The 12,035-nt window shown below is 61.1% G+C and carries 14 protein-coding genes and 1 tRNA gene; 8 read left to right on the top strand and 7 right to left on the bottom strand.

Annotated features, from left to right (window positions below; genetic code table 11):
* Positions 1-165: 165 nt before the first annotated feature.
* The 4 genes from HBR93_RS26260 to HBR93_RS26275 are packed head-to-tail and all read left to right on the top strand — an operon-like array spanning position 166 to position 3,681.
* Positions 166-1,413, top strand: coding sequence for a nitrous oxide reductase family maturation protein NosD (locus HBR93_RS26260; protein ID WP_169961398.1), 1,248 nt, complete (start codon positions 166-168; stop codon positions 1,411-1,413).
* The gene (locus HBR93_RS26265) at positions 1,413-2,324 is read left to right on the top strand and encodes an ABC transporter ATP-binding protein (protein WP_169961399.1); all 912 of its coding nucleotides are present in this window, start codon (positions 1,413-1,415) and stop codon (positions 2,322-2,324) included. The genes HBR93_RS26260 and HBR93_RS26265 overlap by 1 nt, the downstream gene beginning before the upstream one ends.
* Positions 2,321-3,151 (top strand): ABC transporter permease subunit, encoded by an 831-nt coding sequence (locus HBR93_RS26270; protein WP_169961392.1) that lies wholly within the window; start codon positions 2,321-2,323, stop codon positions 3,149-3,151. The genes HBR93_RS26265 and HBR93_RS26270 overlap by 4 nt, the downstream gene beginning before the upstream one ends.
* Positions 3,148-3,681: a nitrous oxide reductase accessory protein NosL gene (locus HBR93_RS26275; protein WP_233096893.1), complete on the top strand. Its 534-nt coding sequence runs from the start codon at positions 3,148-3,150 to the stop codon at positions 3,679-3,681. Before HBR93_RS26270 ends, HBR93_RS26275 begins: the two co-directional genes overlap by 4 nt.
* Positions 3,682-3,818: 137 nt before the next feature.
* Here the strand turns inward: HBR93_RS26275 and HBR93_RS26280 are convergent, their stop codons facing one another.
* On the bottom strand, positions 3,819-5,105 hold the full coding sequence (locus HBR93_RS26280; RefSeq protein WP_169961393.1) for an MFS transporter: 1,287 nt from the start codon (positions 5,103-5,105) through the stop codon (positions 3,819-3,821).
* A 143-nt stretch (positions 5,106-5,248) separates the two neighbouring features.
* On the opposite strand from HBR93_RS26280, the gene ggt reads away from it, so the two are divergent.
* The gene (ggt, locus tag HBR93_RS26285) at positions 5,249-6,973 is read left to right on the top strand and encodes a gamma-glutamyltransferase (protein WP_057959811.1); all 1,725 of its coding nucleotides are present in this window, start codon (positions 5,249-5,251) and stop codon (positions 6,971-6,973) included.
* A 229-nt stretch (positions 6,974-7,202) separates the two neighbouring features.
* Positions 7,203-7,276, top strand: a tRNA-Cys gene (locus HBR93_RS26290).
* Between the two features lie 99 nt (positions 7,277-7,375).
* On the opposite strand, the gene HBR93_RS26295 is transcribed toward HBR93_RS26290, so the two are convergent.
* The 5 genes from HBR93_RS26295 to HBR93_RS26315 form a co-directional block, all read right to left on the bottom strand.
* Complete coding sequence (locus HBR93_RS26295) at positions 7,376-8,425, bottom strand: tyrosine-type recombinase/integrase (protein WP_169961394.1); 1,050 nt, start codon at positions 8,423-8,425, stop codon at positions 7,376-7,378.
* 1 nt (position 8,426) lies between these two features.
* Complete coding sequence (locus HBR93_RS26300) at positions 8,427-8,669, bottom strand: DUF4224 domain-containing protein (protein WP_169961395.1); 243 nt, start codon at positions 8,667-8,669, stop codon at positions 8,427-8,429.
* A gap of 2 nt (positions 8,670-8,671) precedes the next feature.
* The gene (locus tag HBR93_RS26305; protein WP_128593489.1) at positions 8,672-8,893 is read right to left on the bottom strand and encodes a hypothetical protein; all 222 of its coding nucleotides are present in this window, start codon (positions 8,891-8,893) and stop codon (positions 8,672-8,674) included.
* 393 nt (positions 8,894-9,286) lie between these two features.
* Positions 9,287-10,567 (bottom strand): site-specific DNA-methyltransferase, encoded by a 1,281-nt coding sequence (locus HBR93_RS26310; RefSeq protein ID WP_169961396.1) that lies wholly within the window; start codon positions 10,565-10,567, stop codon positions 9,287-9,289.
* A gap of 49 nt (positions 10,568-10,616) precedes the next feature.
* On the bottom strand, positions 10,617-10,874 hold the full coding sequence (locus tag HBR93_RS26315) for a hypothetical protein (RefSeq protein ID WP_346266857.1): 258 nt from the start codon (positions 10,872-10,874) through the stop codon (positions 10,617-10,619).
* 86 nt (positions 10,875-10,960) lie between these two features.
* On the opposite strand from HBR93_RS26315, the gene HBR93_RS26320 reads away from it, so the two are divergent.
* Entirely contained in the window at positions 10,961-11,167 is a 207-nt protein-coding gene (locus HBR93_RS26320; RefSeq protein ID WP_169961386.1) for a hypothetical protein, read from the top strand.
* A gap of 48 nt (positions 11,168-11,215) precedes the next feature.
* The gene (locus HBR93_RS26325) at positions 11,216-11,425 is read left to right on the top strand and encodes a hypothetical protein (RefSeq protein WP_169961397.1); all 210 of its coding nucleotides are present in this window, start codon (positions 11,216-11,218) and stop codon (positions 11,423-11,425) included.
* 501 nt (positions 11,426-11,926) lie between these two features.
* Here the strand turns inward: HBR93_RS26325 and HBR93_RS26330 are convergent.
* A partial coding sequence (locus tag HBR93_RS26330) for an IS3 family transposase (protein WP_146047486.1) occupies positions 11,927-12,035 on the bottom strand: 109 nt, incomplete at its 5' end.

Raw genomic sequence — 12,035 nt, forward strand, 5'->3', positions numbered from 1 at the left:
CGGGCTTGCGCGCGATAGCGGCGGTTCAGCCACTGTTTTTGGTGGCTGGTACACCGCCATCGCAGGCAAGCCAGCTCTCACACCAGATCTGTGTCGCTCCACAGATTGGGCTTTGATCAAAAGGAAGACTCCGTGGCTCGACCCCGCACGTTATGGACCGGGTGTGTGTGGCTGCTATTTTCGGCCGCCGCCAGCGCTGCTGTACTGCCCATTACCGACCTGCCTTTGGTCGCTGCAGGCCCGCAGCACTGGCGCCTGCCTGCCGGTGACTACCAGGGCTCCTTCAGCATCGACCAACCCCTGCAATTGACCTGCGAACCCGGTGCGGTGATCCACAGCCAGGGCCTGGGCAATGGCTTGCTGATCAACGCTGCCGACGTCACCGTCGAGGGCTGCACCTTCCTCGACTGGGGCCATGACCTCACCGCGATGAACGCCGCCATCTTCATCCAGCCCAAGGCCAACGGCGCCCTGATCAAGAACAACCGCCTGCGCGGCCAGGGTTTTGGCGTGTGGGTCGATGGCACGGCGGATGTGAGCGTGATCGACAACCAGATCCAGGGCGACCCGACCATGCGTTCCCAGGACCGGGGCAATGGCATCCACCTGTACGCAGTCAAAGGCGCGCGGGTGATCGGCAACCACGTGCGCGATGCCCGCGATGGCATCTACATCGACACCTCCAACGGCAACCTGCTGCAAGGCAACACCCTGGAAGACCTGCGCTACGGCATCCACTACATGTTCGCCAACGACAACCAGGTGCTCGGCAATATTACTCGCCGCACCCGCACCGGCTATGCGCTGATGCAAAGCCGCAAGCTGACGGTGATCGGCAATCGCTCCGAGGAGGATCAGAACTACGGGATTCTGATGAACTACATCACCTATTCCACCTTGCGCGACAACGTGGTCAACGACGTGCGCGACGGCACCACCGGCGACACCATGATCACCGGGGCCGAAGGCAAGGCGTTGTTTATCTACAACTCACTGTTCAACAGCATCGAACACAACCACTTCGGGCGCAGCGCGGTGGGCATTCACCTCACAGCTGGTTCCGAGGACAACCGGATTGCCAACAATGCCTTTGTCGGCAACCAGCGCCAGGTCAAGTACGTGGCCACCCGCTTGCAGGAATGGTCGGCAGAAGGCCGCGGCAATTACTGGAGCGACTACCTGGGCTGGGACCGCAATAGCGACGGCCTCGGGGATGTGGCCTACGAGCCCAACGATAACGTCGACCGCCTGCTGTGGTTGTATCCCCAGGTGCGCCTGTTGATGAACAGCCCCGGCATCGAGTTGCTGCGCTGGGTGCAGCGGGCGTTTCCGGTGGTCAAGTCGCCGGGGGTGATGGACAGCCATCCGCTGATGCAAGACCCCACGCTTTCTCTGCTCAAGGAGCCTGCATGATGCCCGTTGTCGAAATCGAAGGCGTGACCCAGCGTTATGGGCACGCCACTGTGCTGCACGACTTGAGCCTGAGCCTGGCGCCCGGGGAAGTGCTGGGCCTGTTCGGCCATAACGGCGCGGGCAAGACCACCAGCATGAAACTGATCCTCGGCTTGTTGCAGGCAAGTAGTGGTCAGGTGCGGGTGTTCGGTCGCGCGCCCAGCGACCCTCATGTGCGGCAGATGCTCGGCTACTTGCCGGAAAACGTCACGTTCTACCCGCAACTCAGCGGCCTGGAAACCTTGCAGCATTTCGCCCGGCTCAAGGGCGCGCCGATGAGCCAGGTCCAGACCCTGCTCGAAGACGTCGGCCTGACGGCGGCGGCACGGCGGCGGGTCAAGACCTATTCCAAGGGCATGCGCCAGCGCCTCGGCCTGGCCCAGGCCCTGCTTGGCGAGCCGCGCCTGCTGCTGCTCGACGAGCCCACCGTGGGCCTCGACCCGATTGCTACCCAGGACCTGTATCGCTTGCTCGACCGCCTGCGCGGGCAGGGCACCAGCATCATTCTCTGCTCCCATGTGTTGCCCGGTGTGGAGGCCCATATCAACCGCGCCGCCATCTTGACCCAGGGCCGTCTGCTGGCCCTCGGCACCCTGGCGGCGTTGCGCGAAGAGGCCGGGCTGCCCACCCTGATCCGCAGCAGCGGCCTGCAACGTGCGGCGCACTTGCAAAAACGCTGGAGCGAGGCTGGCCACGTGACCCAGCGCTGGGGCGCGGAAGGGCTGCAAGTGGCGGCGTTGAATGGCAATAAATTGGACCTGCTGCGCCAGTTGCTCGACCAGGACAGCCCCTGCGATGTGGAAATTGTCGTGCCGTCCCTGGAAGACCTGTATCGCCATTACATGGACAGCCCTGTGGAGCGTGCCCAATGACGCCAATCTGGAACATGGCCCGCAAAGAATTCAGCGATGGCCTGCGCAACCGTTGGTTATTGGCCATCAGCCTGCTGTTTGCGGTGCTGGCCATCGGCATTGCCTGGCTCGGGGCCGCGGCGTCCGGGCAACTGGGCTTTACCTCTATCCCGGCAACCATCGCCAGCCTGGCCAGCCTGGCGACCTTCCTGATGCCGTTGATTGCGCTGCTGCTGGCCTATGACGCGATTGTCGGCGAGGACGAAAGCGGGACCTTGTTGCTATTGCTCACCTATCCCCTGGGGCGCGGGCAGATCCTGCTCGGCAAGTTTGTCGGGCACGGGTTGATCCTGGCGCTGGCGACCTTTATCGGATTCGGCTGCGCCATGCTCGCCATTGCGCTGCTGGTGGATGACGTCGAGTTCAGCCTGCTGCTCTGGGCCTTTGGCCGCTTCATGCTGACCTCGACGTTGCTTGGCTGGGGCTTTTTGGGGCTGGCGTATGTGTTGAGCAGCGTCTCGGCGGAGAAATCCACGGCGGCCGGCTTGGCCCTGGGGGTGTGGTTCTTTTTTGTGTTGGTCTTCGACCTGGCGTTGCTGGCGCTGCTGGTGCTCAGCGAAGGCCAGTTCAGCCCGACGCTGCTGCCCTGGCTGTTGCTGTTCAACCCGGCGGATGTGTACCGCCTGATCAACCTGTCGGGTTTCGATGCCGGCCCCGCGTCCATGAGCGTGATGGCCCTGGGCGCAGACCTGGCGGTCCCGGAGGCGGCGTTGTGGTTGTGCCTGGCGGCGTGGGTCGCCGGGCCATTGGCCTGGGCCTACTGGCTGTTCGGCCGGCGCGCGGCATGAATTTTTTATCGGTGGAGCATGTAAACATGAAGATGGGGTTGGTTTTACTGTTGAGCCTGCTGTTGGTCGGTTGTGACAAACCGGTGGCGGCGGGGGTAGGTGACGGGCCGGTAGCGTTCCATCCGGCTGATGAGTGCCATGTGTGTGGCATGGTGATCAGCGAGTTCCCGGGGCCCAAGGGCGAGGTGGTGGAGCAGGGCGCGGCGAAGAAGTTTTGCTCTACGGCAGAAATGCTCGGCTGGTGGTTGCAGCCGGAAAACCATCATGCCCAGTCCAAGCTGTATGTGCATGACATGGGGCGCAGCCATTGGGATACCCCGGACGATGCCCATCTGATCGACGCCAAGACCGCCTACTACGTGCTCGGCACCGGGCTCAAGGGCGCCATGGGCGTGGTGCTGGCCTCGTTTGCCGAGCAGGCGGTGGCGCAGAAAATCGCGGCCGATACCGGCGGGCGGGTGCTGCGTTTCGAGGAGATTGACCTGGCACTGTTGCAGCAGCCGAATGGCATGGGCCATAGCAGTCATTGAGCCCCCCTGTGGGAGCGGGCTTGTCGGATCGCCGCATCGCCGCGAAGACGTCGGCCCAGCAAGCATTGATGTTGACTGACCCACTGCTTTCGCGAGCAAGCCCGCTCCCACAGGGGTATGTAGCTTCGCACTCGCTCCTAGCGGTTGACCAATTTCGCCGGCAACGCAATCACCAACAAACAACTGAGCAGCAAGCTGGCGGCAAAGAACCACATGGCCCCGGCGCTGCTGCCGGTGATATCTATCGCCAGGCCCATCAACGAGTTACTGACCAGCCCGGCGATATTCGCCAGGGAGCAGGCCAGGGCAAAGCCGGTGGCCGCCGCGGTGCCGGTGAGGAAGGTCGCCGGCAGGCTGAAAAACACCGGCACGGCGCCGAGGATTGCTGCCGACGCCACGGCAAACAGGGCCACGGTGGCGACCACGTTATGGGTGAAGAACGTGCTGCCGGCCATGGCCACGGCGCCCACCACAAACGGCACGATAATGTGCCAACGGCGCTCGCGGTGTTTGTCGGAGCTGGCGCCGATCAGCAGCATGCCGGCCAGCGCGGCCACACTGGGCAGGGCGGTGAGCAGGCCGATATGGAAGGTGTCGCTGATCCCCGTGTTGCGGATCAGGGTCGGCATCCAGAAACCCATGGCGTAGGCACTGAGCAGGATCGAAAAGTCGATCCCGCCAAGCATCCACACCTTGAGGTTGAAGAACCCTTCGCGAAAACGCCGTGGGCTTTGACTGGCCTGGCTGTCATCGGCCTGCAACTGCTGTTGCAGCAGGGTCTTTTCGGCGGCTGACAACCATTTGGCCTGGTGATAGGTGTTGGGCAACGCCCAGAACGCCAATACCCCCAACAGCACGCTGGGCAGGGCTTCAAGCAGGAACAGCCACTGCCAGCCGCGCAGGCCACCGATCTGGTCGAAGTGGCCCATGATCCAGCCGGACAACGGCCCGCCAATCACACTGGACAGCGGCAGGCCGATCATGAACAGCGCAATCACCCGGCCCCGGCGATGGGTGGGGAACCAGGTGGTCAGGTAATACAACACCCCCGGCAGGAACCCGGCTTCGGCGACGCCCAGCAAAAACCGCAGCACATAGAACTGCGTGGTGGAGGTGACCAGCAACGTGCAAGCCGACAGCAGGCCCCAGGTGATCATGATGCGCGCAATCCAGATCCGCGCGCCGACGCGCTCCAGGATCAGGTTGCTGGGTACTTCAAACAGGATATAGCCGACAAAAAACAGGCCGGCGCCCAGGCCGAATGCGGTTTCGCTGAACTGCAGCTGGTCTTGCATCTGCAACTTGGCAAAACCGATGTTGATGCGGTCCAGGTAGGCAGCCAGGTAGCAGAAGCACAGGAACGGGATCAGCTTCCAGGTGATCTTGTGGTACAGCGCATGAATCGGGTCGGCGACCGTGGGCATCGGTGTGTCTCAGGGTAATGAGGAGGGCGGGGCGAATATAGCATTCCGTCACCGACACGCTCTGTCTGAAACGCGCCACCTGACTGGGGTTGCCGTGCGAAAGAAGCTACGTTTAATGCTTCTAATAAACAGAGTATCCACGGATGAACTACCAACCCCTTACCCGAACCTTGATAGCGACGGCCCTGGTCCTGACATTCAGTGGCGTGCAGGCCGCCTCCCAGGCCCCGGTGGCCGGCGAAAACGGCATGGTGGTGACGGCCCAGCATCTGGCCACCCATGTGGGTGTGGACGTGCTGAAGGCTGGCGGTAACGCCGTGGACGCGGCAGTGGCGGTGGGGTACGCCCTGGCGGTGGTCTACCCGGCTGCGGGCAACCTCGGCGGCGGTGGTTTCATGACCGTGCAGCTGGCGGACGGGCGCAAGACCTTCCTCGACTTCCGTGAAAAAGCGCCGCTGGCGGCCACTGCTGACATGTACCTGGACAAGGACGGCAATGTCGTCCCCGGCCTCAGCGCCAAGGGCCACCTGGCGGTCGGCGTGCCCGGCACCGTCTCCGGGATGGAACTGGCCCTGAGCAAATACGGCACCCTCAAACGTGCCCAAGTGATCGCACCGGCGATCAAGCTCGCGGAAGACGGCTTTGCCCTCGACCAGGGCGATATCGACATGCTGCACAGCGCCACCGAAGAGTTCAAAAAAGACCAGGATCTGCGTGGCATCTTTCTCAATAAAGGCGAGCCGCTGCAGGTCGGGCAGAAGCTGGTGCAAAAAGACCTGGCCCGGACCCTGCGGGAAATTTCCGCCAAGGGCACCGATGGCTTCTACAAAGGCTGGGTGGCCAAGGCCATCGTCGACTCCAGCCAGGCCGGCAAGGGCATCATCGCCCAGGCCGACCTGGACAAATACCAGACCCGCGAGCTGGCGCCCATCGAGTGCGACTACCGTGGCTACCACGTGGTCTCGGCACCACCACCGAGCTCGGGCGGCCTGGTGATCTGCCAGATCATGAACATCCTCGAAGGCTACCCCATGGCCGAACTGGGCTACGGCTCGGCCCAGGGTACCCATTACCAGATCGAAGCCATGCGCCACGCCTACGTCGACCGCAACAGTTACCTGGGCGACCCGGACTTCGTGCAGAACCCGGTGGAACACCTGTTGGACAAGGATTACGCGGCCAAACTGCGCGCCGCCATCGACCCGCAAAAAGCCGGCGACTCCATGGCCATCAAACCCGGCGTTGCGCCCCATGAAGGCAGCAACACCACCCATTACTCCATCGTCGACAAATGGGGCAACGCGGTGTCGGTGACCTACACCCTCAACGACTGGTTCGGCGCCGGCGTCATGGCCAGCAAGACCGGGGTCATCCTCAACGACGAAATGGACGACTTCACCGTCAAAGTCGGCGTGCCCAATATGTACGGGCTGGTCCAGGGCGAAGCCAACGCCATCGCCCCGGGCAAGGCGCCCCTGTCGTCCATGAGCCCGACCATCGTGACCAAGGACGGCAAGGCCGTGATGGTCATCGGCACACCCGGCGGCAGCCGCATCATCACCGCCACCTTGCTGACCATCCTCAACGTCATCGACTACAAGATGAACATCCAGGAAGCCGTCAACGCCCCACGTTTCCACCAACAATGGATGCCCGACACCACCAACCTCGAAACCTTCGCCCTGAGCCCCGACACCCAGAAAATCCTCGAAAGCTGGGGCCATAAATTCGCCGGCCCCCAAGACGCCAACCACCTGGCCGCCATCCTCGTCGGCGCCCCGTCCCTGGACGGCAAGCCCGTGGGCAACAACCGCTTCTACGGCGCCAACGACCCACGGCGCAATACCGGACTGTCCCTGGGCTACTAAGCCCAGGCAGAGCAGGGGCCAACCGCCCCTGTTCTGCTCCACGGAAGAATATTTTTTGAAATCAAGGGCTTGCCAGTCCCGGCAAATCAGTACATAATTGCCGCCATCGAACGCACTGAGGCATAAAAAACTTCAATGTTTTCAATGAGATAGAGTAGAGGCAATCTTCACATAGCCCACTCAAGTTTATATGCGGTGAATGTCAGTAGTTTGGGCATTGATCGTTTGAGGCCGAGTAGCAAAATGGTTATGCAGCGGATTGCAAATCCGCCTACGCCGGTTCGATTCCGACCTCGGCCTCCACTCTTGAAAGCCCCGTAGATTAACGTCTACGGGGTTTTTATTGCCTGTAGGAAAGTGCTGGAGTTCCGAAACTTTAGAGGGTGGAGTTCCGAAACTATCTCATTTTGAAGGCTGCGCGACCGCACCGATGCGCCTGTAAACGCGCTTGGTGATCTCCTGCTCCGAGTGCCCGAGAAGGAGGCTGGCGTCTGCGATATCTGTAATTTCGGATGCCGCCTTCGGTCGGATATCCTTGAACTGAAACTGTTGGATCTTCTCCGCGTCATCGACTCTGCCCTCACTTGCGGCCAAAGAGCGAGCAGCTTCTCGGGCGTCGTCCCATCTGTTACGCAGCATTTGTTGAGACACGCGCATCCCTGTTCTGCTGAGGATGAAGTGCTGCGAGTTGTGCTGGCTGTTCCTGGCAATGATGTCCTCAATGAGTAAGCCGAGGGTGTTCTTCACACCGCCTGCCTGCATTTGAATCCTGAGACGCTTGCCTGTTTTTCCCTGCTGCACGGTTAGGTAATCCCCCTCGATATCCCCCCGCCTCATTGCGATTACATCTGCCGGGCGCTGGCCGGTCAGATAGGCCAAGTCCATCGCGCCCCTAAGCTCTTGTGGAGCCTTGCCATATACAGCGGTCCAAACCATTTCATTGGCGTAGTAGTCGCGGACCTTCTCTTTATTCTTCCGGACACCGGCGCAAGGGTTTTCCCGATCCGTAAAGCCCCATTCTCGGGCCATGTTGTAGACGTGGGAGAGCAGGGCAATCTCTCTGTTTGCCCTAGTCTTCGCCGTCCTGGCGTCCCGGTACTGCGCAACCATGGATGGGGTGATTGCATCGATGGGCGCCCCCTCGAACCCCTTGCGTAGGTGCTTGAGCTCTGCCTTGTTGTCTTTCTGCGTCCGCGGCGCTTTCTTCGGGATGATGTCCCGCTCGTACCTGTCAAAAATTCCCTTCATGATCTTCAGGTCTGCCGGCTTTGCCTTGGACTCAAGTTCGGCCCACTTGAGCCTGGCTTTGTCCAAATCTCCACCGAGAGACAATTCCTTTCCGTTTGCATCTCGGTAGTAATAGCCGACCCACACTGTGCCGTTCTTGCGCGGGCGCTTGCGCCGAACCATCCCGGGTGGCAAGTCCCTGTTCTCTGTCTTGCGGGGGCGCATATCAGTTCACTCTTGAAAAGTCTGGCGTCCAAGCCGGTCGTGCCGGAGGCGGATTGTTGTCGACTATGCTGGGGCTGACCATGCCCAGCTTCATGCGCGCGAACATGCGGCCCACCAGGGGGCGACCACCACGGCTTTCGACGTAGACCCAGTTGCGGTCTTTGAGCCACTTTCGTTGGTGGGCTCGGTGTTTGTAACCGGTCAGGTCGGCGAGCTCGTCGTCCGACAGGATCTCTGCCTCCATTACTACCTCCCGCCGCCCGCTGTAGGCCGCGCTGTCTTGATGATGTGGATGATGAAACCGAAGGTGAGCAGCATCCAGGCGACGGTGCCGGCGAATGCTGCGACCAGGGTCTGGTCGGTACCGGTGGAGAGCAGCTCCGGCACCTGCCAGAAAAACCAGAAGGTGGACCCCGCCACGTACAACACGATGGCCGTGATGAGCAGGGTGAGTTTCGTTGCGTACATGGGGTGTCCTTGCCGTGCTGGGCGGCAGAAGTTGATAGCGAAGTGCCTCGATGGCGAAGGGTGCGAAAAAGAGCTACAAATACTGTTCAACTTGCTCATGTGTCAGGGAGGGCGCGTGTCACACAATCTCGATGTTCCAGTCGTTCACGCCTATCGGGGGCATACGTTGTTTCTCAAGTTCGAATGGAGGCGACCAAACGATGACGTACCCGCACTTGCGAGAATCATCGAGCCGGCAGCCGTTGCTGGGTTGGGCGAAGTCGCCGCCGAGCTGACGGGTCCATGGCCGGACTATCCGGCGGCACTGGGTGACGCAATGGCAGCAGCGGAGCGATGGATCGACAGCCAGTTACCGTGAGTTCGCTCACCGGCAGGCATGTAGGGGGATTGGGGTTAGGCTGTTGCGAATAGATCGAGTTGGTTGGATTCGACCTTCTGCTCTTGCTGTCGGAGTACTTCGAATTCGATGCGCGCCCGGGCGATCGCCGCGTACCGCTCGTCAATCTCGCAGCCGATGAACTCGAAGCCCTCGCGCATTGCTGCTTTGCCGGTGCTGCCGCTGCCCATGAACGGATCCAGCACTACGCCCCCGGCCGGAGTCACCAGTCGGCATAGGTACGCCATGAGCTCGGTCGGTTTAACGGTCGGGTGGTTGTTACCCTTAGTGTCGGTCGTCTCGACTTTACGCAGGGTGGTGCCCATCTTGAACTGGGGGCCTGGGTTGACCAACCCTTCGTGCCGATCGGTGCGGCTGGTCTTGGCGCAGTAGAAGAACCTGGCTGCGCTGCCGCTGTCGCCGTGAAAGGCGCCGACGACGCGATCGCGCTGCCCCGTGATCTTGCCCACGCTTGCCGCGCTTTCCTCGGTACCCATGACCGGCGCACATGCACCTGCCTGGGCGGGGAACATGGCCACCACCTCCGGGCTGCCATCGTGAACCAGGTTTGCTGGCCATCGACCTGCCTTCATGATTCCCACGAACCGGACATCCTGTTTGTATGCACCAGTGGCATTCACGACATGCCCGGGAGCCATGCGTTTCTGGGAGTACTCGCCGCCCTTGGCGTCATCCCCATGAATCCGACATGCATCTATGTTGATTGCGCCCGTGCCGTGCGCCGCAACATTCGCAGCAACTGTTCCAGGGAACGGCTTGCGGGCCATGCAGATTGGCTCATGTGCTGGTTTCAGTGCGGTTCCCCAGCCAGCGCGATCGCCCTTGAGGTTGTGCGATTTGGGGAAGCCGCTGCCGAACACCCACATAATCTGGTCGCGAATCTCAAACCCGGCCATTTCAATGCCAACCGCCATATGGTGGTAGGTACGAGCCGCAGCAAATGACAGCAAGTGCCCGCCAGGCTTGAGAACGCGCAGGCATTCGGTGGCCCACTCCAGCGTGAACGACTGAAACGCCTTCATGCCGCCAGGTGTTAAGTCGTACTTTCCGGCCTCGGCCGCCATCGATCGATGCCCGCCAGTGGCGCCGCAGGCCAGATCAGCCGACGGCATGCTATCGCGGTAGGCCGCGCGCGATTCGATGTCCTGGCCATCCCAGCTTTTGCCCATGAAGCGGATACCGTAGGGCGGATCGGTGACCACGCTGTCGATACTGTTGTCGGGCAGCGTCCGCATCGACTCAATGCAGTCGCCGATCAAAACGCGATGCTGTTTCATGGCCTCGGCCCCTTGTAGATGAAGACGTAGGCGAACCAGAGGGGGGCGATCATGGCGTCACCCTCTTGAACTCGACCACCCAGACCCACAGGTTGGCGTCCCAGTCGCCTCCGACGGATTGCCACAGATCGCGGAAGGCGGGTACCGGGTACTTGTGACATGCGCCACCTTCGTCGCTCGCGCACCACTCGCGTAGCGGGCCTCGGTGACCTCCCTCGGCAGCCGCCTGCTCGTAGGTGATGTCCTGCAACCGCTCGACGCGCACGCCGGTGATCTCCAGCAGGATGCGGCTGTCACGGCGGAACATATGGATGCTGGGTTTCCAGCGGATTTCGCTGGCGGCCGGGATGTTTTCCAGTTCCGGCGGCAGGCAGGCGGGATAGGTAGCGGCGAATGTCAGATAGCCTGGATCGCAATTGCCGACACACCGAGGCGCTGGATGAATTCCTGGGCGAGAAGACCATGGGCGAGCGAGACAAACGCCTGGAAGAGCTGACCCGCCAAACTGGCACCGCTGCCGACAAGGCTACCAAAGCGGCAACTACTGCCGCCCAGGCCGCCGACAAAGCGGACGAAGCCCTCAACTGGGTAACTCAATAAGCCGCGCCACGTTTTCGAATGCGCCAAATCGTGGCGCGGGACAATCCAATGAAAGTAATCGTAACCAAGTTGCTGGGTTCGGCCGAGGTCGAGTTCCTGCGTGAAGGCGTGGTCGTTCATCGTGAGCGATTCACCGGCAAAGTCACCTCCGAGTACCGACGCACCATTGCTTTCGACGAAGAGTTCGATTCTCACCGTTGCCGGTTTGTGACGACCACGCCTGCTGATCGGGCGTTCCAGTATGAGGTTGCCCCATGAGCGACCAATCAGGCGAACACGTCCACTACTGGGATGATGGCCGGGGCCGACGGGAAGTGATCATCGACGGACAGCCAGTCACCCATGTGATCTGGTGCGACACGAAGTCCGGTATCGCTGTTGTCGCCGACCAGCCGCTCAAGTCATCCGACGGCGAGACAGTCGACTTTCACCCGGTACGGAGTGAGATCAAGGTGATCCCAATTGAACAGGCCTCTTGGGGCACTCAGCGATTGGAAACATGCGCGGCAAGCAATCTGTGCTGTTCAAGGTCAATGAGGCAGGCTCCAGCGACATGCTACGCAACGGCATGACTGATCGAATCATGAACATGGCTATCCGTCACTCCCATCAAGTTGGGCGACACGTCAAAGGTACTGGCGCTGCGTACGTCACCAACGGTGCCACCGCAGTAACTCAATCACTACGACGACCAGGGGCTTCGGCCCCTGCGTTGTTTCTGGAGAATGAAAATGGCAGGACTGAATCGCCCCGGATTCTCTAGACACCTTGCAAGCTCATTGCGTAACGTTTTTCAAACTCTACCGGTGACAGCTGATTGTTGAAACCATGGCGGCGTTTTGGGTTGTAGAACATCTCGATGTAATCG

Source organism: Pseudomonas sp. WS 5411 (genome assembly GCF_012985595.1).
GTDB classification, from domain to species: Bacteria; Pseudomonadota; Gammaproteobacteria; order Pseudomonadales; family Pseudomonadaceae; genus Aquipseudomonas; species Aquipseudomonas shahriarae.

What these genes read in the sequence shown, in the direction of transcription:
- HBR93_RS26265 (WP_169961399.1), top strand. Translation starts at nt 1,413, where the DNA reads ATGCCCGTTGTCGAAATCGAAGGCGTGACCCAGCGTTATGGGCACGCC.
- HBR93_RS26270 (WP_169961392.1), top strand. Translation starts at nt 2,321, where the DNA reads ATGACGCCAATCTGGAACATGGCCCGCAAAGAATTCAGCGATGGCCTG.
- HBR93_RS26275 (WP_233096893.1), top strand. Translation starts at nt 3,148, where the DNA reads ATGAATTTTTTATCGGTGGAGCATGTAAACATGAAGATGGGGTTGGTT.
- HBR93_RS26280 (WP_169961393.1), bottom strand. Translation starts at nt 5,105, where the DNA reads ATGCCCACGGTCGCCGACCCGATTCATGCGCTGTACCACAAGATCACC.
- ggt (WP_057959811.1), top strand. Translation starts at nt 5,249, where the DNA reads ATGAACTACCAACCCCTTACCCGAACCTTGATAGCGACGGCCCTGGTC.
- HBR93_RS26295 (WP_169961394.1), bottom strand. Translation starts at nt 8,425, where the DNA reads ATGCGCCCCCGCAAGACAGAGAACAGGGACTTGCCACCCGGGATGGTT.
- HBR93_RS26300 (WP_169961395.1), bottom strand. Translation starts at nt 8,669, where the DNA reads ATGGAGGCAGAGATCCTGTCGGACGACGAGCTCGCCGACCTGACCGGT.
- HBR93_RS26305 (WP_128593489.1), bottom strand. Translation starts at nt 8,893, where the DNA reads ATGTACGCAACGAAACTCACCCTGCTCATCACGGCCATCGTGTTGTAC.
- HBR93_RS26310 (WP_169961396.1), bottom strand. Translation starts at nt 10,567, where the DNA reads ATGAAACAGCATCGCGTTTTGATCGGCGACTGCATTGAGTCGATGCGG.
- HBR93_RS26315 (WP_346266857.1), bottom strand. Translation starts at nt 10,874, where the DNA reads ATGTTCCGCCGTGACAGCCGCATCCTGCTGGAGATCACCGGCGTGCGC.
- HBR93_RS26320 (WP_169961386.1), top strand. Translation starts at nt 10,961, where the DNA reads ATGTCAGATAGCCTGGATCGCAATTGCCGACACACCGAGGCGCTGGAT.
- HBR93_RS26325 (WP_169961397.1), top strand. Translation starts at nt 11,216, where the DNA reads ATGAAAGTAATCGTAACCAAGTTGCTGGGTTCGGCCGAGGTCGAGTTC.